At 75.0% G+C, this 16,971-nt stretch carries 15 protein-coding genes and 2 pseudogenes; 6 read left to right on the top strand and 11 right to left on the bottom strand.

The features are described from left to right. Positions 1–82: 82 nt before the first annotated feature. Positions 83–979, bottom strand: coding sequence for a shikimate dehydrogenase (locus ACZ60X_RS34100; protein WP_469606914.1), 897 nt, complete (start codon positions 977–979; stop codon positions 83–85). Between the two features lie 189 nt (positions 980–1,168). Here ACZ60X_RS34100 and ACZ60X_RS34095 point away from each other — a divergent pair, with 189 nt between their 5' ends. Both ACZ60X_RS34095 and ACZ60X_RS34090 read left to right on the top strand, forming a co-directional pair. Beyond that, positions 1,169–1,834, top strand: a complete 666-nt coding sequence (locus ACZ60X_RS34095) for a TetR/AcrR family transcriptional regulator (protein ID WP_469606912.1) — start codon at positions 1,169–1,171, stop codon at positions 1,832–1,834. 198 nt (positions 1,835–2,032) lie between these two features. Further along, positions 2,033–3,391 (top strand): MFS transporter, encoded by a 1,359-nt coding sequence (locus ACZ60X_RS34090; RefSeq protein WP_469606910.1) that lies wholly within the window; start codon positions 2,033–2,035, stop codon positions 3,389–3,391. Between the two features lie 494 nt (positions 3,392–3,885). Here the strand turns inward: ACZ60X_RS34090 and ACZ60X_RS34085 are convergent, their stop codons facing one another. Both ACZ60X_RS34085 and ACZ60X_RS34080 read right to left on the bottom strand, forming a co-directional pair. Then, positions 3,886–4,227, bottom strand: a complete 342-nt coding sequence (locus ACZ60X_RS34085; RefSeq protein WP_469606908.1) for a VOC family protein — start codon at positions 4,225–4,227, stop codon at positions 3,886–3,888. An 81-nt stretch (positions 4,228–4,308) separates the two neighbouring features. Continuing rightward, complete coding sequence (locus ACZ60X_RS34080; RefSeq protein ID WP_469606905.1) at positions 4,309–4,911, bottom strand: LmrA/YxaF family transcription factor; 603 nt, start codon at positions 4,909–4,911, stop codon at positions 4,309–4,311. 102 nt (positions 4,912–5,013) lie between these two features. Here ACZ60X_RS34080 and ACZ60X_RS34075 point away from each other — a divergent pair, with 102 nt between their 5' ends. Then, entirely contained in the window at positions 5,014–5,937 is a 924-nt protein-coding gene (locus tag ACZ60X_RS34075) for an NAD(P)-dependent oxidoreductase (protein WP_469606901.1), read from the top strand. A gap of 19 nt (positions 5,938–5,956) precedes the next feature. On the opposite strand, the gene ACZ60X_RS34070 is transcribed toward ACZ60X_RS34075, so the two are convergent. Next, a complete protein-coding gene (locus ACZ60X_RS34070; RefSeq protein WP_469606898.1) occupies positions 5,957–6,397 on the bottom strand; it encodes a PPOX class F420-dependent oxidoreductase in 441 nt (146 codons plus the stop codon). 89 nt (positions 6,398–6,486) lie between these two features. Between ACZ60X_RS34070 and ACZ60X_RS34065 the strand changes: the two are divergent. Next, positions 6,487–7,040 (top strand): annotated as a pseudogene (locus ACZ60X_RS34065) (TetR/AcrR family transcriptional regulator); the annotation flags it as partial. A 615-nt stretch (positions 7,041–7,655) separates the two neighbouring features. Here the strand turns inward: ACZ60X_RS34065 and ribA are convergent. Beyond that, positions 7,656–8,327, bottom strand: a complete 672-nt coding sequence (gene ribA, locus ACZ60X_RS34060) for a GTP cyclohydrolase II (RefSeq protein WP_469606895.1) — start codon at positions 8,325–8,327, stop codon at positions 7,656–7,658. Between the two features lie 40 nt (positions 8,328–8,367). Between ribA and ACZ60X_RS34055 the strand changes: the two genes are divergently transcribed. Then, positions 8,368–9,144: a creatininase family protein gene (locus ACZ60X_RS34055; RefSeq protein WP_469606892.1), complete on the top strand. Its 777-nt coding sequence runs from the start codon at positions 8,368–8,370 to the stop codon at positions 9,142–9,144. A 101-nt stretch (positions 9,145–9,245) separates the two neighbouring features. Here ACZ60X_RS34055 and ACZ60X_RS34050 read toward each other — a convergent pair. The 5 genes and pseudogenes from ACZ60X_RS34050 to ACZ60X_RS34030 form a co-directional block, all read right to left on the bottom strand. Then, positions 9,246–10,418: pseudogene (locus ACZ60X_RS34050) on the bottom strand (lysylphosphatidylglycerol synthase transmembrane domain-containing protein); the annotation flags it as partial. Continuing rightward, entirely contained in the window at positions 10,415–11,359 is a 945-nt protein-coding gene (locus tag ACZ60X_RS34045; RefSeq protein WP_469607141.1) for a class I SAM-dependent methyltransferase, read from the bottom strand. The gene ACZ60X_RS34045 and the pseudogene ACZ60X_RS34050, both read right to left, overlap by 4 nt. A 245-nt stretch (positions 11,360–11,604) precedes the next feature. After that, entirely contained in the window at positions 11,605–12,780 is a 1,176-nt protein-coding gene (locus tag ACZ60X_RS34040) for a glycosyltransferase family 4 protein (RefSeq protein ID WP_469607139.1), read from the bottom strand. Positions 12,781–12,821: 41 nt separating this feature from the next. Further along, positions 12,822–13,220, bottom strand: coding sequence for a 6-pyruvoyl trahydropterin synthase family protein (locus ACZ60X_RS34035; RefSeq protein ID WP_469606890.1), 399 nt, complete (start codon positions 13,218–13,220; stop codon positions 12,822–12,824). A 145-nt stretch (positions 13,221–13,365) separates the two neighbouring features. Next, entirely contained in the window at positions 13,366–14,355 is a 990-nt protein-coding gene (locus ACZ60X_RS34030; RefSeq protein WP_469606887.1) for a zinc-dependent alcohol dehydrogenase, read from the bottom strand. Positions 14,356–14,462: 107 nt separating this feature from the next. Here ACZ60X_RS34030 and ACZ60X_RS34025 point away from each other — a divergent pair, with 107 nt between their 5' ends. After that, positions 14,463–15,230, top strand: a complete 768-nt coding sequence (locus ACZ60X_RS34025) for a CDP-alcohol phosphatidyltransferase family protein (RefSeq protein ID WP_469606885.1) — start codon at positions 14,463–14,465, stop codon at positions 15,228–15,230. Positions 15,231–16,275: 1,045 nt separating this feature from the next. Here ACZ60X_RS34025 and ACZ60X_RS34020 read toward each other — a convergent pair. Next, a complete protein-coding gene (locus ACZ60X_RS34020) occupies positions 16,276–16,971 on the bottom strand; it encodes a YcnI family protein (protein ID WP_469606882.1) in 696 nt (231 codons plus the stop codon).

Below are 16,971 nucleotides of genomic sequence, written 5' to 3'. Positions count from 1 at the left end.
GGGGTGCGGCGCCCCGTAGGGGGCCGCGTCCGATGGGGGCTTCGCGGCACGTGCGCGATCGACCGCGCACGCCCCGCGGCCGTCATCCGGCGGATGCCGCCGAGCGCTCCGCCCCCGCCAGTTCCTCGAGGTCGGCCAGCATGCGAAGGCTGTCCGGCTCTCGCCCCGTGAACAGCCGGAACGCGTCGGCTGCCTGGAACACGGCCATCCCGCCTCCGGTCAGCACGGCACAGCCCCGCTGGCGCGCGGTCCGCGTCAGCTCCGTCTCCAGCGGCCGGTACACCACCTCGGCCACCCACAGCCCGGGCCGCAGCAGCCCGGCGGGCAGGGGCAGCCCGGGGTGCGCGGCCATCCCCGTGGGGGTCGCGTGCACCAGTCCGCCCGCCCCGTCGGCCTCCCCCAGCAGCGCCGGGAGCTGCTCGACGGTCCCGGCCTCGGCCCGGCCGGGTCCGAAGTGCCGCACGAGGGAGTCGGCGAGGCCGGCCGCCCGGCCCGGCAGCGCGTCGACCACCGTGACCCGCCCGGCCCCCAGGGTGAGCACGGCGTGCGCCACGGCGGCGCCCGCCCCGCCCGCGCCGAGCTGGACGACCCGGTCCAGCGGGGCGTCCGGCAGACCGCGCGCGAAGGACGCGGCGAAGCCGGTGACGTCGGTGTTGTGCCCGACGGTCCGGCCGCCGTCGCCGAAGACGACGGTGTTGACCGCGCCGAGCGCCTCGGCCCGCGGGTCGAGCGCGTCCAGGTGCTCCAGGACGAGCTGCTTGCAGGGGTGGGTGATGTTCAGCCCGTCGAAGCCGAGGTCGCGGGCGGCCCGGACCAGGTCGCCGACCGTCTGCGGGGGCCTGCCGAGGACGTCGAGATCGAGGAGCCGGTAGAGGTAGCGCAGGCCCTGCCGCTCGGCTTCACGCTGGTGCAGGGCCGGACTGAGGGAGGGGCCTATGCCGGCCCCGACCAGCCCGACGAGATACGAGTCCTTGGCCACGCGGACCTCCCGAGGCGCGCTCCCGCTACGACAGTCAGCGCGGAGCTAATGTACGAACCAGTCCGTTAGCTATATCAGCCGCGGCACTCCCGCCGGAAGCCCCCGCCGGCGCCGGCGGCCCTGCTTCTACAATCACCGGCACCACCGACGAGCGCCGCGCTCGGGTGTCCGCCGGCCCGAAGGAGACCGATGAGCAGCGCCGAAGAGCCCCTGCGCCCCGGCGGGAAGGTGCGCGACGCCGCCCGCACCAAGGCCGAGATCCTCGACGTGGCCACGCAGGAGTTCGCACGGGCCGGTTACGACGGCGCGCGGGTCGACGAGATAGCGGCCCGCACCCGCACCACGAAGCGGATGATCTACTACTACTTCGGCGGCAAGGAGCAGCTGTTCACGGCCGTGCTGGAGCGGGCGTACGGGGTGATCCGCGACGCCGAGCAGAGCCTCGACGTCGAGCACCTGGACCCGGTCGCCGCCATCCGGCGCCTCGCCGAGCTGACCCTCGACCACCACGAGCGCCACCCGGACTTCATCCGCCTGGTCAGCATCGAGAACATCCACGGCGCCGAGCACATCGCGGCCTCCGAGAAGCTCGGGAAGATCGGTTCCCCGGCCCTGGACGTCATCCGCCGGATCCTCGCCGCCGGCCAGGAGTCGGGGCTGTTCACAGCCGACGTGGACGCGGTCGACCTGCACGCGATGATCAGCTCGTTCTGCTTCTTCCGCGTCGCCAACCGGCACACCTTCGGCGCCCTGTTCGGCCGCGACCTGGCGGACCCCGGACGACGGGAGCACTACCGCGCGATGCTCGGCGACATGGTGATCGCCTACCTGACGGCGGAGCGGACGGACGCCTGACCGCGCGGCCGATCACCGGCCGGCGACTTCACGCACGGGCTCTTGACACAGCGGAAACGCCAGCGCAACATCCCACCCACCGCGACTAACTATCCAGTGGGTTAATTAGCGGCCGAGACCCGGTCCGCCATCCGTCGTCATGTCCCGCGCCGCTCACTTCCCCCGTCGTAGGGTGGAGTCCCCCGAAGGAGCACCGCCGTGTCCGTGCCCGCCCCCGCGCCCGCCTCCGACGTCCCTCCCGGCCAGCCCTGGAAGGCGGCGACGGCCGCCTGGATAGGCAGTGCGCTGGAGTACTACGACTTCTTCGTCTACGGCAGCGCCGCCGCGCTGATCTTTCCGAAGGTGTTCTTCGACGCCTCCGACCCGGCCACCGCGACCCTGCTCTCGCTGGCCACCTTCGGCGTCGCCTACGCCGCCCGGCCGCTCGGCGCGCTGGTCCTCGGGCATGTCGGGGACCGGCTCGGCCGCAAGAAGATCATGGTCTTCACGCTGCTGCTGATGGGCCTGTCCACGTTCCTGATCGGCTGTCTGCCCACCCGGGCCCAGGCCGGCCCACTCGCCCCCGTGCTGCTCGTGCTCTGCCGTGTCCTGCAGGGCGTATCGGCGGCCGGCGAGCAGGCCAGCGCCAGCTCCATGAGTCTCGAACACGCGCCGCCGCACCGGCGCGGCTTCTTCACCAGCTTCACGCTCAGCGGCACCCAGGGCGGCCAGCTCATCGCCACCCTCGTCTTCATCCCGGTCGCCCGGCTGCCCGAGGACCAGCTGCTGTCCTGGGGCTGGCGGGTGCCGTTCTGGCTGAGCGTGGCGGTCGCCGTCGCGGGATACGTCATCCGGCGCCGGCTGCGCGAGACGCCGGCCTTCGCCCGGCAGGCCGCCACCGAGGGTGTCGTCCGGCTGCCGCTCGCGGTGCTGCTGCGCGAGCACTGGGCGGATGTGCTGCGGGTGATCGCGGGGGCGCTCATCGCCTCCGTCAGCACCATCTTCACGGTGTGGGCACTGGCGTACGCCACCAGCGACGCGGTCGGCATGTCCCGTACGTCCATGCTGTGGGTGGGCGCCCTCGCCAATCTGGTGGCGCTCGGCGCGATCCCGCTGTGGGCGACCCTGTCCGACCGCATCGGGCGCCGGCCGGTGTTCCTGATCGGCGCGGTGGGCAGCGCGGTGGCGATGACCGGCTACCTGTGGGCGATCTCCACCGGCTCCTACCCGCTGACCCTGACCCTCGGCATCGTCGCCTTCGGTCTGCTCTACAGCGCGGCGAACGGCGTGTGGCCCGCCTTCTACGGCGAGATGTTCGCGACCCGGGTCCGGCTGTCCGGCGTGGCGATCGGCACGCAGACCGGCTTCGCGGTGGCCGGCTTCGCGGTCACCTTCGCCGCCGAGATCGCGGGCCCCGGCGGCGACGACTGGGCGGCGGTGGCCCTCTTCACGGCCGCGCTGTGCGTCGCGCCGGTCATCGCCGCCCTCTGCGCCCGCGAGACCCACACCGTCCCGACGGAACTCCTCGGCGAGCGGGAGGGGCGCCGGAAAGAGCGGGCGGAGCGGGTGACGGCCTGAGGACGGTGCCGGGAACGGGGAGCGAGCCCCGGGCCGGACCGGCCGGTCTCCATCCCGGTCACCACCCGTCCCGGCTCTCCCCGCCCGATTCCGGTCCCTGCCCCGCCCACCGAAGCACGGCCAGTGATCTGTCTCGATCCTGGCCCCGGGTCCGGGACCGAAGCCAGGTCGAGGACGAGGGCGAGCCTTGGGCCAGGGCCGGTACCACGGCCGCGGCTGCGGCTGCGGCCAGGAGGGGTCCGGAATCGGGCGACCGAGCCGGAGCCGCGAGGGTGCCGGGCAGGGGCCCGGGCGGGTGGGGTCGGCACGCGAGGTACGAGAGGGCCGGAAGCGGAGCGGACAGGGGCCTGTGGGTTGGGGGTACGGACGGGCCGGGACCCGGGGCACGGGCCAGAGCCGCGCCAGGACGGGGGGCCGGCACGGACCGAAGGCCGAACCGGGACGCGACGGGACCGGAGGTTGAAGCAGGCCGGAGCAGGGCGGAGGCCGGGGCCTCAGGGGCGGGGGTGGCGTGGCTCGTACAGGGCGAGCTCACCGCCGCCCGGCAGCTGTAGCGCGGTCACCCGGCCCCACCGGGCTTCCTCCACCGGCCGGCTGAACTGCGCACCGCGCTCGGCGAGTTGGCGGCGCGTCTCGTCCAGGTCGTCACACGTCAGCATCAGCTCGTGCGCGGGCGCACCGTCGGTGGGGTGGCAGGCCACCTCGCCCGGCGGCGCCTTGAAGATCAGCCATCCGCTGCCCGCGTCGACGTAGTTCCAGCAGAGGGTGCCGCGCAGAAAGGCCCGGTCGGCCTCCGGGTCCCGGCTGTAGAGCACCACATGCGCACCGTTGATCACGCGCGGAGGCTAGTGCGCCGACCGGCGCCGTACAAGCACCGCCACCGCTGCGCCGGCCCGCCGCCCGCCACGGGGCCGCGCTCACCCACCCGGTGTCACCGCCGCGTCGAGCAGGGGAGCGAGTTCCGCGGCGGCCTCTCGCAGGGGACGGACGTCCCGCTCGGCGCGAGCCAGGATGATCGCGCCCTCCAGGGTGCTGATCATCAGCGTGGCCAGGGAGGCGGCGCGGGTCTCGGGGACGCCCATGCCGGCCAGGGCCTCGGCGAGGGGGGTGCGCCACGCGGTGAACGCGGTGGCCACCGCCTCACGGGTCGCGCCGCCGGCGGAGGCGCACTCGACCGTCGCGGCGGCGACCGGGCAGCCGCCCGCGAAGCCCTCCGCCTCGTACTCGTCGATCCACTGCGCGGCCATCGCCGCGAACAGCCCGCTCGGACGCGGCTCGTCCAGGCCCGCGACGAACGTTGCGATCCGTCGGCCCGCGTACCGCCCGGCCCACCCGACCGCCTCGTTGACCAGCTGTTCCTTGCCACCCGGGAAGTAGTGCTGGAGGGAACCGCGCGGCGCTCCGGCGTGGGCGGCGACGTCCCGCATGCCGGTCGCGGCGACCCCCTCGCGCCGGATGAGCTGGGCCGCGCTGAAGACCATCCGCTCGCGCGGACCCCGCTCCGCCTGCGCCTCACCCATCACCCGCCTCCGTTCCTCACGACCCGCCCACTCTATGACCGCCGTCATAAACCCCGCTACTATGACAGCGGTCATAGCCGATTCCCGAGGAGGGACAGTGCCGTGGACATCGGTTTCATCGGTCTCGGAGTGATGGGCCGGCCCATGGCCCTGCGCCTGGTGTCCGCGGGCACCCCGCTCGTGGTCTGGAACCGCACCCCGGAGCGTGCCACGCCCCTGCGCGCCGCCGGGGCCGACGTCGCCGCGGACGCCGACGGGGTGTTCGCGCGGGCGGGCGTCGTCCTGCTGATGCTGGCCGACGAGACCGCGGTCGACACCGTCCTCGGCCGCGGCACGCCCGCCTTCGCCGCCCGCGTCGCGGGACACACGGTGGTCCACATGGGCACGACCTCGCCCGAGTACTCCCACGCCCTGGAGGCCGACGTCCGCGCCGCCGGCGGCCGCTACGTCGAGGCACCCGTCTCCGGCTCCCGGGTCCCCGCGGAACAGGGGCGGTTGGTGGCCATGCTCGCCGGGGACGAGGCCGCCGTGGCCGACGTACGACCGCTGCTCGCGCCCCTGTGCCGGGAGACGTTCCCGTGCGGCCCGGCGCCCGGCGCGCTGCTGATGAAACTCGCCGTCAACCTGTTCCTGATCACCCAGGTGACCGGGCTGACCGAGGCGTTCCACTTCGCCGAGCGCCAGGGCCTTGACCGGCGGCTGTTCCTGGACGTGCTGGACGCGGGGCCGATGGCCAGCGGGGTCTTCCGGATGAAGGCGCCCAAGCTGCGCGAGCGGGACTTCGCGGTGCAGGCGGCCGCGCTGGACGTCCTGAAGAACAACCGCCTCATCGCCGGCTGCGCCCGCAAGGCCCGGCTGGCCTCACCGCTCCTCGACGCGTGCCACGCGCTGTTCGAGGAGACCGTGGCCCGCGGGTACGGCGGCGAGGACATGGTCGCCGTACTGCGGGCGATCGAGGCACGAACGGACGAGGCGCGGGCGGACGAGGAGCCGGCGGGCGAGGCGCGGGCGGGCGAGGCCGCGTAGGCGACCGTCGGCCCCCGGCTCAGGACTTCTCCGGGATCCCGTACGCCCGCTCCACGCGCAGCCGGAGGACCAGGCGGCGGTCGCGGACCATCGCCGCGCGGTAGTCGTCCCAGTCGGGGTGTTCGCCGCGGACGTCGCGGTAGAGCCGGATCAGCTCCTCGACCGTGTCGTCGTGCGGGCCCCGGGCGACCGGGCTCAGGTCGGCCGTGCCCTCGGCGACGGTGTACGCCCAGCGGTCGGCGCTGGTGACGTGGTAGGAGGCGCGGGGGTCGCGGCGCAGGTTGCGGACCTTGGCGCGGTCGTCGGTGACGGAGATCCGGATGATCCGCTCGTCGGGGTAGTAGGCGTGGTTGACGTTGGACAGCTGGGGGCGGCCGTCCTGCTTGAGGGTGACCAGGATGCCGTCGCGGCCTGCGGAGAGCAGTCCCAGCAGCGCGTCCTGCGTGGTGTCGTGGGTCATAGCACGGTCAACCCGCGCGGCCGGGCCGCGCATTCCCGCACACAGGGGCCGAGTAGACAGTGTCTACGCACTGTCGGCAGGCAGGATCCATGACCGGGACCGACGCCGGGTTGCGCGAGCGCCTGGTCGACGTGGACGCGGAGTTGCTGGCCGCCGAGGGCCTGCCGGCGCTGCCCCTGCGGGAGATCGCCCGGCGCGCCGGGGTCTCGCACGGGGCGCCGCGCCACCACTTCCCCACCCACTTGGAGCTGCTGTCCGCCGGCGCACGCCGGGGCTTCGCCGACCTGACCGACCGGCTGGGACGGCTGCCCGAGACCGGGGACCCGCGGACGCGCGTGGCCGAACTCGCGTGTGTCCACCTGGAGTTCGCGCTGGAGATCCCCGGCATGTACGAGCTGATGTCCCGTCACGATCCGCCGGAGAGCGGCCACCTGGGGCTGCGCGGGACGAGCCTGCCCTCTTCGCCCAGCTCGCCGGCCTGGTGGGCGCCGTGCGGCCCGAGGCGGACGGGACCGAGACCCGGCGGGCGGCGGGCGCGCTGTGGGCGAACGTGCACGGGATCGCCCAGCTGTGACGCCGGCGCGGTCTCCAACTGGCCGACCACGACCGTGACTTCGGCCCCCCGCTGGACGCGGCGCTGAACCTGCTGCCCGCGCTCGCTTTCGGCCTGTCGGTGCCGCTGCGCGCGCAGCCCACCCCGGCCGGTGCCGGGACCGCGCTGGACGTGCCGGGCGCGGCGCTGCTCGCGCCGGCCCTGGCCGCGGTGGTGCACACGCTGACGGCCGGGTCCGTTCCATGGGCGGGGCTCGCTCTCGCCGGGGCCGCTGCCGCCGTCCTCCTCCGGCACGAGCGGCGTACGGCGAGACCGCTGCTGCCGCCGGGCGTGCCTCGGCTCGACGGCGTCCGGCTGCCGTCGGCGGACAGCGTCGCGCTGATGACCCGCAACCGGCTGCCCGGCGGCGCCACCGTGCGCGGCTTCGGCGCACCCGTCCGCCGGGAGCCCGGCAACGACGGCCTCGGCTTCGGCTTCGACGTCTGCGCCGTGGTCGACCCGTCCCGCGCCCTGGCCCCGTCCAGCCCCGGCACGTACGGCTGGACGGGCGCGGCCACGACCCGCGTTCCGGGTGGACCCGGCCCACGAGCTGACGGTGCGGTTCATGACCCGGGTGCGCCCGAGGACGCTGAAGGCGTTCCCGCAGCCGCGGCGGCTGGTGCACGAGGCGCTGCGGGACTGACCGGCCCGGCGCCGCCGGGCCGGTCAGGAGCCGTGGGCGACGGCGTCCAGGTGCGGCAGGATGTGGTCCAGCCGCTCCCGTTTGGTGCGCAGATAGGTGATGTTGCTCTCGCACGGCTCGATCAGCAGCGGCACCCGCTCGGCGACCTGCACGCCGTGCCGGACGAGGGCCTCGCGCTTGCGCGGGTTGTTGGACATCAGCCGTACCGAGCGCACGCCGAGGTCGCGCAGGATCTCGGCGGCGACGCCGTAGTCGCGGGCGTCGACGGGCAGGCCGAGCGCGAGGTTCGCCTCCACGGTGTCCAGGCCCTCCGCCTGGAGCGCCATCGCGCGCAGCTTGGCGAGCAGTCCGATGCCGCGCCCCTCGTGCCCCCTCAAGTACACGACGACGCCGCTGCCTTCGGCGACGACCGCGCGCAGCGCGGAGGCCAGCTGGTCGCCGCACTCGCAGTGCCGGGAGCCGAACGCGTCCCCGGTCAGGCATTCGGAGTGCAGCCGGGTCAGCACGTTCTCGGTGCCGATCTCGCCGTACACGAGGGCGACTTGTTCGTCACCGCGGTCGTGGTCCAGGTATCCGATCGCCTGGAACTCCCCGTACACGGTGGGCAGCGGCGCATTCACGACGCGTTCCGCACCCGATCGCCGTGCGGACTTCGAGCTGAGGACGCCGATGTCGGCGCCGGTGTTCTCTGTCATGATCTGTTTCCTCAACGAAAGACGAAAGGCCGGGAAAAAGATGAGTGGTTCGGGCCTGCAGGCGGCGGCACACGGGGTGATGCCGGCGGACACCACCGAGGACGTACGGGCGCGGGGGGCGGACGGATCGGCACAGGTCGCCGTCCTTCCCGTCGGCAGCTTCGAGCAGCACGGGCCGTTCCTTCCGCTGGCGACGGACACGCTCGTCGCCTGTGCCGTGGCGCGCGAGATCGCCGCCGCGCACCCGGTGCGTCTCCTTCCTCCGGTGACGGTCTCCTGCTCGCACGAGCACGCCGGCTGGCCGGGGACCGTCAGCATCTCCGCCGTGACCCTCCACGCGGTGGTCCGGGACATCGCCGCGTCGCTGCGCGACGGCGGGGTCGACACGCTCGTCGTGGTCAACGGGCACGGCGGGAACTACGTCCTCGGCAACGTCGTGCAGGAGGCGTCCGCGCGCGGTGAGCGGATGGCGCTGTTCCCGGCCGCCGAGGACTGGGAGGCGGCGCGGCAGCGGGCGGGGGTGGAGACCTCGCTGCTCACCGACATGCACGCCGGGGAAATCGAGACCTCCATTCTTCTGCACGCTCATCCCGAATTCGTCCGCCCTGGTCACGAGTCCGCCGATTTCGTCGCCGACGACCGTCGTCATCTGCTCACCCTGGGAATGTCCGCCTATACCGAATCGGGCGTGATCGGCCGTCCTTCCCTGGGGTCGGCGGAAAAGGGGAAGGAACTGCTGGCGAGCCTCGCGGATTCCTTCTCGGCGGTGTTCGCGTTGCTCACCGCGTCCGCGGATCCGGGGGCCGTACGGGGATAGCCGCGCAGCCCGGCGTACCAGCGGGCGACGAGGACGGCGGCGCCGGGCAGGCTCGCCACGAAGCTGAGCACGCCGTACACCACGGCGACGGCGACGCCGCTGCCCGCGCCGAGTCCCGCGGCGCCGAACGCCCAGGCGGTGACGCCCTCGCGGGGGCCGAAACCGCCGACGTTCACCGGCAGGCCCATCGCGACGAGTGCCAGGACGGCGAGCGGCAGCAGTACGGTCACGGAGGCGGCGGATCCGGCGACCCGGGCCGCGACGACGAACATGGCCAGGTGCCCGGCCAGTACGACGGCCGACGCCAGCGCGACTCCGGGCCCGGCCCGCCGGGACAGCAGCCCCTGCCGTGCCTCGCCGAGGCTGGTGCGCAGCGCGCCCCGGCGCCGGGCCGGGGCGCGGTTCAGCCGGACGGCGAGGACGACCGCGAGGGTTCCCACGAGGGCCAGCGCGGCGAGCGGGGCGAAGTCGCGCACCTCGGCGCGGACCGGCGAGGGCAGGATCAGCAGCGCCGCCGCGCCGAACACGGCCAGCGCGAGCTGCCCGGCGACGCGTTCCAGCACCACCGCCTTCACCCCGCGCCGCAGATCACCGGCGCTCTGCCCGTGCCGCACCGCCCGGTGCACGTCGCCGAGGACGCCGCCGGGCAGTGCCGCGTTCAGGAACAGGGCGCGGTAGTAGTCGGCGACGGCCGGCCCGAACGGGAGCCGGATCCGCAGCCCCCGGGCCACCAGTTGCCAGCGCCAGGCGCTGAGGACGGTGGTGAGCGCGCCGATCCCGAGGGCGGCGAGCACGGTCACGGTGTCGATCCGGCGCAGCCCGTCGAGCAGCGCGCCGGTGCCCAGCCGCCACAACAGGGCGCCGAGGATGACGGCACCGGCCGCGGTTCCGAGGTGGCCGCGCAGGGCCCGGAGGCCGCGCCGGCGAGGGCCGCCGGCGGCCGCTGGGGGTGGCGCGTCCGAGGACGCCGGTTCCCGCCGCACGACGCCGGCGTCCCCGGCCGCCCGCGCGGCCCCCGCGCGGGGCGGGCGCGGGTCAGCCGCGTGGGCGCCGTGCCCGCGCGCGGGGGCCGGGTCGGCCTCGCCCCTGCGCGTCCGTGCCCCGTCCGCTTCGCCGGCACACGCACGTGCCCCGGTCGCCTCGCCCTCGCGCGCGCATGCGCCATCGGTCTCCCGCACGTGCACCCTTGCCGTGCCCGTCGGCGTCGCGCGCGTGTGCGCGTCGGCTTCCGTGCCGTGGGAGGGCGGCTCCGTCGCCGTCGCCCGCGGAGTCATGAGGTGCCGCCCGTCGGCCGGGGCAGGGCCAGCAGGTCGCTGTGGTGGACGAGCACCGCCAGCTCGCCGGCGGCGCAGGCGGCGAGCCGGTCGCGCAGATAGCGTGCGGCGCGCTCGCTCAGGTCGGGCCGCTGTTCCACGGCGGCGCCCACCCAGCCGCGCAGCCACTGTTCGGTCAGCGCGGCCTGCTCGGGCCCGAGCCGCCAGGGGCTCGGGTGCACGCGGACGGTCGCGCCTCGCGCGGCGAACGCCTCGCAGGTCACGGTGACCGCGTCCGGGCCGAGCAGCCCCGCGCGCCGCTGGTGGGCGTTGAAGGCCTCGGCGATCTCGGCGTCCAGCGGGTCGGCGGGGGTGAGTTCGACGCGCCCGGCGACGGACAGGGTGAGCAGCGCGGGGCAGCCGGCGCCCGTGCAGGCGTCGACCAGCGTGCCGACTTCCTCGCGGGTGAGGACGTCGAGCAGGGCGGAGGCGGTGACCAGCGAGGCGCCGCTCAGTGCCTCCGGGGTCAGCCGGGCCACGTCCCCGCGGCGGGTCTCGACGGTGACGCGGCTGCCGTCGGCTGCGGAGCGCGGGGAGGCCACGGCGGCGAAGTGCAGCAGATAGGGGTCGCGGTCGTGCAGCACCCAGTGCTGGGCGCCGTCCAGGCGGGGCGCGAGCCAGCGGCCCATCGAGCCGGTGCCGCAGCCGAGGTCGTGCACGGCCAGCGCGCCCGTGCGGCCCGGCAGGTTCGCCAGCCGGACGCGCAGCGGGTCGAGCAGTTCCCGCGCACGGGCGGCCGCGTCGGCGCCCTCCCTCAACTGCAGCCACTCGGGCGCGTACCGGGACGGCTCGCCGGGTTCGTCGTCCCGCAGCCGTACGGTGGCCCGCGCGCCGGGGCGGCCGACGGGCCCGGCACCGGGGACGACCGACAGCACGGAGTCGGCGGCCGCCGCGGGGGCCATGCTGCTGACGGCGTCTTTGGCCTCCCCCGTCCCGGCGGACCGTGCGGCACGAGCGTCGTGCGCGGACCGGTCCCCGGTCACCGCGTGCACCTCACGTCCGCCGTCCTTCCCCGGGTCGGCGACGCCGCCGTCGGTTCCCGTCCGTCGCACGGACTCCACCTCGCTCTCGCTCTCCCGCGCCGGCTCGCCGCCCCGTGGCCCCGGTCGGGCCGGGGTCGCGGCGGGCGCGATGTCGCCGCGGGGGGTCATGCCGTCCTCCCGGGGGCCTCGGGGAGGCGGCCGAGGACCGTGGCCAGGCTGCGGGCGGTGGTGGCCCAGCCGTCGAGCGCGGCGCGGCGAGCGCGGGCCGCGGCCTTGAGCCGGCGGCGAACGTCGGGCTCGCCGAACCAGCCGCGCAGTTCGGCGGCGAGCGCGCCGGGGTCCTCCGGCGGGACGAGGATGCCCGGCACCCCGCCGTCCGGGGCGCGGCCGACCGCCTCCGGCAGGCCGCCGACGTCGGTGGCGAGCACCGGGATGCCGCGGGCCAGCGCCTCGGTCACCGCCATGCCGTACGTCTCCGCGTACGAGGTCAGGACCATCAGGTCGGCGGCGGCGTAGGTGGCGTCGAGGTCGGCGCCGGAGCGCGGGCCGGTCAGGTGCAGCCGGTCGGTGAGGCCGTGACGGGCGATCAGCGTCCGCAGCCGGCTCACGTACCGCGGATCGTGGCCGAGCCCGCCGACGCACTCGCAGGTCCACGGCAGGTCCCGTACCGCCGCGAGCGCCTCGACGAGCCGGTGCTGGCCCTTGCGCGGGGTCACCGCGGCCACGCACAGCAGCCGGGAGACGCCGTCGGTGCCGGGGGCGAGGGGCGCGATGTCGGCGCCGGGCGCGGCGACGTGCACCCGGTCGGGGGCGAGTCCGTGGTGCGAGACGAGCCGGCGCAGCGCCCAGTCACTGGTCGCGACGACGGCGGACACCGCCCGCAGCACGGCCCGTTCACGGGCGTCGAGGTCGGCGGCGACCTCGGGGGCGAGGCCGGTCTCGGCGCCGAGCGGCAGATGCACGAGCACGGCCAGGCGCAGCCGGCCCGCCTGCGGGCCGATGATCTGCGGGACGCCGCAGGCGACGAGGCCGTCCACGAGGACCACCGCGTCGTCCGGCAGGCCCCGCAGGGTGCGGGCGAGCGCGTCGCGGGCGCCGGCGTCGGGGCGCGGCCAGGAGCCGGGGGCGATGTGCCGGGTGACCTGCCAGCCGAAGCCGGGCAGGTCGAGGCAGACCCGGCGGTCGTAGGCGTTGCCGCCGCTGGGCGCGGCCGGGTCGTCGACGCCGCCCGGCATGACGAAGTGCACGGTGCGCAGGGACATGGGGACGGTTCCGGCGAGTTGCTGGGCGGCGGTGGGCTGCGCGGGCACGTAGGACAGCCGCGCCCTCTCCACGGACATGCGGGTCTGCTCGCTCTGGTCGGTCAGCTGGGTCCGCTCGGTCACAGGTCACGCTCGTAACTCGCCCAGGCGATGTGCGACTCGTGCAGGGTGACGGCTATCCCGGCGAGGCCCTTGGCTCCTTCGCCGAGGGCGCCCTTGTGGACGCGTTCGGCGAGCCGGTCGGCGATGACCTTGGCGAGGAACTCGGTGGAGGTGTTGACGCCGGCGAACTCGGGCTCGTCGTCCAGGTTGCGGTAGTTCAACTCCGCCGTGATCGCGCGCAGTTCCTGGGTGGCCAGACCGATGTCGACCACGATGCCGTCCTGGTCCAGCTGTTGGCGGCGGAAGGTGGCGTCCACGAGGAACGTGGCGCCGTGCAATTGCTGCGCGGGTCCGAACACCTCGCCGCGGAAGCTGTGGGCGATCATGATGTGATCGCGGACGGTGATGCTGAACAACGGACGACCCTCCATGGTGCGGCGCGTCTTGTGCCCCGGGCCGTGCCTGCCCGGGGAGGACGTGTCCCCGGGGCCGTACCCGCCCGGGGATGACGTCTATTACGGCTCTTCGCTTCCCCGTGTTCAGCCCTCTCTCACTCTTTTCTCAGGTCAGGCCCGCCTCGGCGTACCGGATGCGGTGACACAGCGCCGGGATCTCGCCGGCGGCGAGCCGGGGCATGACGTCGGGGAGTTGCTCGAAGGCGCTCTCGCCGGTGACGAGCGCGTCCAGGGCCGGGTCGGCGAGCAGGTCGAGGGCGAGGGCCATCCGGTCGGCGTAACCGCGTCCGGGGCGGGCGGCCGGGGAGACGGTGCCGACCTGGCTGCTGCGCACGGTGAGCCGGCGGGAGTGGAAGGCCTCGCCGAGCGGCAGGCTCACGCGCCGGTCGCCGTACCAGCTCAGCTCCACCACCGTGCCCTCGGGGGCGAGGAGTTGCAGGGCGCGGGTGAGGCCGGCCTCGGTGGCGCTGGCGTGGACGACGAGGTCGCAGTCGCCGAGTGCGACCTCGGGCGTCGCGAAGTCGACGCCGAGCGCCTGCGCGGTCTTCGCCCGGGCCGGGTCGGCGTCGACGAGTTGGAGCCGGACACCGGGGAAGCGGGCGAGGAGGGCGGCCACCGAGCAGCCGACCATGCCGCCGCCGACCACCGCGATCCGGTCGCCGATCAGCGGCGCGGCGTCCCACACGGCGTTCACGGCGGTCTCCACGGTCCCGGCGAGCACGGCCCGCGCGGCGGGCACCGACTCCGGTACGGCGGTCACGGCGCTCACCGGAACGACGTAGCGGCTCTGGTGCGGATACAGGCAGAAGACGGTACGGCCGATCAGCGCAGCCGGGCCCTCCTCGACCACGCCGACGCTGAGGTAGCCGTACTTCACCGGGCCGGGGAACTCGCCCTCCTGGAACGGCGCCCGCATCACGGCGCGTTGGCTGTCGGGCACCTGGCCGTGGAAGACGAGCGTCTCGGTGCCGCGGCTCACACCGGAGTACAGGGCGCGCACCAGCACCTCGCCCTCGGCCGGGTCCGCGAGGGTGACGTCGCGCAGTTCCCCGTGGCCGGGCGAGCGCAGCCAGAACGCGCGGGCCGAGCGGTTCATCGGCATCCTCCTGAACAGTGGGCACGTTGTTCACGTACCGAGAAGTGCACAGGCCGCGCACAGTACGCGGCGTTGATCGACTCTGTCACTCGGCCGGAGGGTGTGCGGTGGCCCTGAACAACACGTATGACGCGAGGCTCCAGCAGGAGACCGCTGTGGGAGCGGGCGTGCAGGTCCTGCTGCTGGCCCTGCTCGGCACGGCCATAGGCATGGGGCCGGCCGGCTGGCTGACGGGCCTGGCGTTCGCGTTCGCCACCTGGGCCGTGCTGGCCCGTGCCCTGCACCGCTCGCGGTTGCGTTCCTTCGGTCCCGCGAACCGGGTCACGCTCGGCCGGGCGACGCTGGTGGGCGGGGTGACGGCGCTGGTCGCCGACTCCTTCGAGAGCGCCCCGCCGGTGACGCTGCTGGTCGGCCTGACCGCCGTCGCCCTGCTGCTGGACGGTGTCGACGGCAAGGTGGCCCGCCGCACGGGCACGTCGACGGCGCTCGGGGCGCGCTTCGACATGGAGGTGGACGCGTTCCTGATCCTGGTGCTGAGCGTGTACGTCTCGACGCAGCTGGGCCCGTGGGTGCTGCTGATCGGCGCGATGCGGTACGCGTTCGTGGCCGCCGCCCGGCTCGCCCCCTGGCTGAACGCCCCGCTGCCGCCGTCCTTCGCCCGCAAGACGGTGGCCGCCGTGCAGGGTGTCGCACTGCTCCTGGCAGGCGCCGAGTTGCTGCCCCGCCCGGCGAACCTCGCGATCGTCCTGCTGGCGCTGGGCTCCCTGGTGTGGTCCTTCGGCCGCGATGTGCGGTGGCTGTGGCACACGTCCCGTACACCGGTCCCGGTGCCGCTCCCGGCCGAGGCACCGGTGCCGGCGCTGGCGGCGCGCTGAGCGCACAGTGGCAAACGTGAAGGGCCCGGACCGACTCCCCGGTCCGGGCCCTTCCCGCCGGCGCCGGGGACGGACCGCTTCGGGGACCGCCTCGGTGGGGGCGGACCGCTTCGGGGGCCGCCTCGGTGGGGACGGACCGCTTCGGGGGCCGGCGGGACGGCCGCGTGGGCCGCGGCGGGCGACGGTCCGCTCCGGCGACGGGGAGGGGGCGACGGGGAGGGTCCGCGTTGGCCGCGGAGACGGCCGGCGCTGGTCGGGGCAACGTCCCGCGCCGGTGGCGGGACAGCCCGCGTCGGCCGTGGCGACAGCACAGGTCGGCCGTGGCAACGGCCTGAACCGGCCGCGGAGGCGGCCGGCGTTGGGCGCGGAGACAGCCGGCGTATGTCACGGCGACAGCCCGCGTCGGCAGGAGGACGGCCCGCATCGGCTGCGGGGACGGTCACCGTGGGCCGACGGAACGGGCCCCGCACGGGCCAGGAGGACGGCCCGCGTCAGCGGCGGGGACGACCCGCGTCAGCGGCGGCGACAGCCCGCACCGGCCGCGGGGCCGACCCCCTATGAGCCGACGGGACGCCCCACACCCACCGAGGCGACGAGCCACACCGGCCAGGAGGAGGGCCCCCACCAGCGACAGACGACCCCTGTCACCGCGAAGACAGCCCCACCAACCGTCGACACGGCCCGCGCTGGTCACGGCGACAACCCGCCTCAACCAAGAGGACGGCCCACACCCGCCGCGGAGCCGACCCCCCGTGAGCCGCCGGGACGGCCCCCACCAGCGACAGACGGCCCCTCTCACCGCGAAGGCAGCCCCCACCGGCCGCGGAAGCGGCCCGCGTTGGCCGCGAAGACAGCCCCACCAACCGTCGACACGGCCCGCGCTGGCCGCGGAGACAGCCCCCACCGGCCGCGGAAACGGCCCGCGTCGGTCGCGGCGACAACCCGCACCGGCCGCGGAGCCGATCCCCGTGAGCCGACGGGACGGGTCGCGTCGGCCGTGGGGACGGTCTCCGTGCGCCGGTGGGATGGGTCGCGACGCGCGGGGTTACGGCTGCGGCTTCCGGGTCCGTACGAGCGCGAAGGCCGCGGCGGCGAGGCCGAGGACGCCGACGACCAGACCGGCGATACCGAGACCGCGAGCCGTGGAGTCGCTGGAGGCGGCGGCGCTCTTGGCGGGGGCGGGGGCGGGCGCGCCCGGGTCGCCGGCGGTCAGCTTGAGCACCGGGGCCGGGTTCTCCGGCCCGGCGCCGGCGGTCGGCTCCTCGATCCAGCGCACGACCTTGCCGTCGGAGTACGTCTGGAGGGTCTTGAACACCAACTGCCCGGCATCGGACGGCAGTTGACCGAAGGCGACGTTGAAGTCCTCGTACTGTCCGGCGGCGATCTTCCCGCCGGTGAAGGTGATCTCGGCGGCGGCCTCCGTGATGGTGCCGTCGTCGGTCTTGACCGGTGACTTGAGCTTGGCCGTGGTGACCTGGGCGGTCCAGCCGTCCTGCGGGTGGACCAGGACGCCGAGGACGGGGTGGTCGGTGGGGAGGAAGACCTGGACCTTCGTGGTGGAGGCGTTGTCCTCCTCGTTCGGGACGCGGAAGGTCAGGACGCCGTCGGTGGCGCCCTTGGCGTAGCTCTCGGGGTGGACGGTGACGTGCGCGGAGGCGGCACCGGCGGCGAGCAGGACGGTGGCGGCGGCGTCGGCGGCGACGGTCGCGGCGCGGCGCAGGGCCGGGCGGGTTGCGGACAT

It is taken from the genome of Streptomyces sp. NPDC104106 (assembly GCF_055584345.1).
The sequence above is the reverse complement of the archived record's forward strand: the minus strand, read 5'-3'. Positions and strand labels throughout refer to the sequence as shown.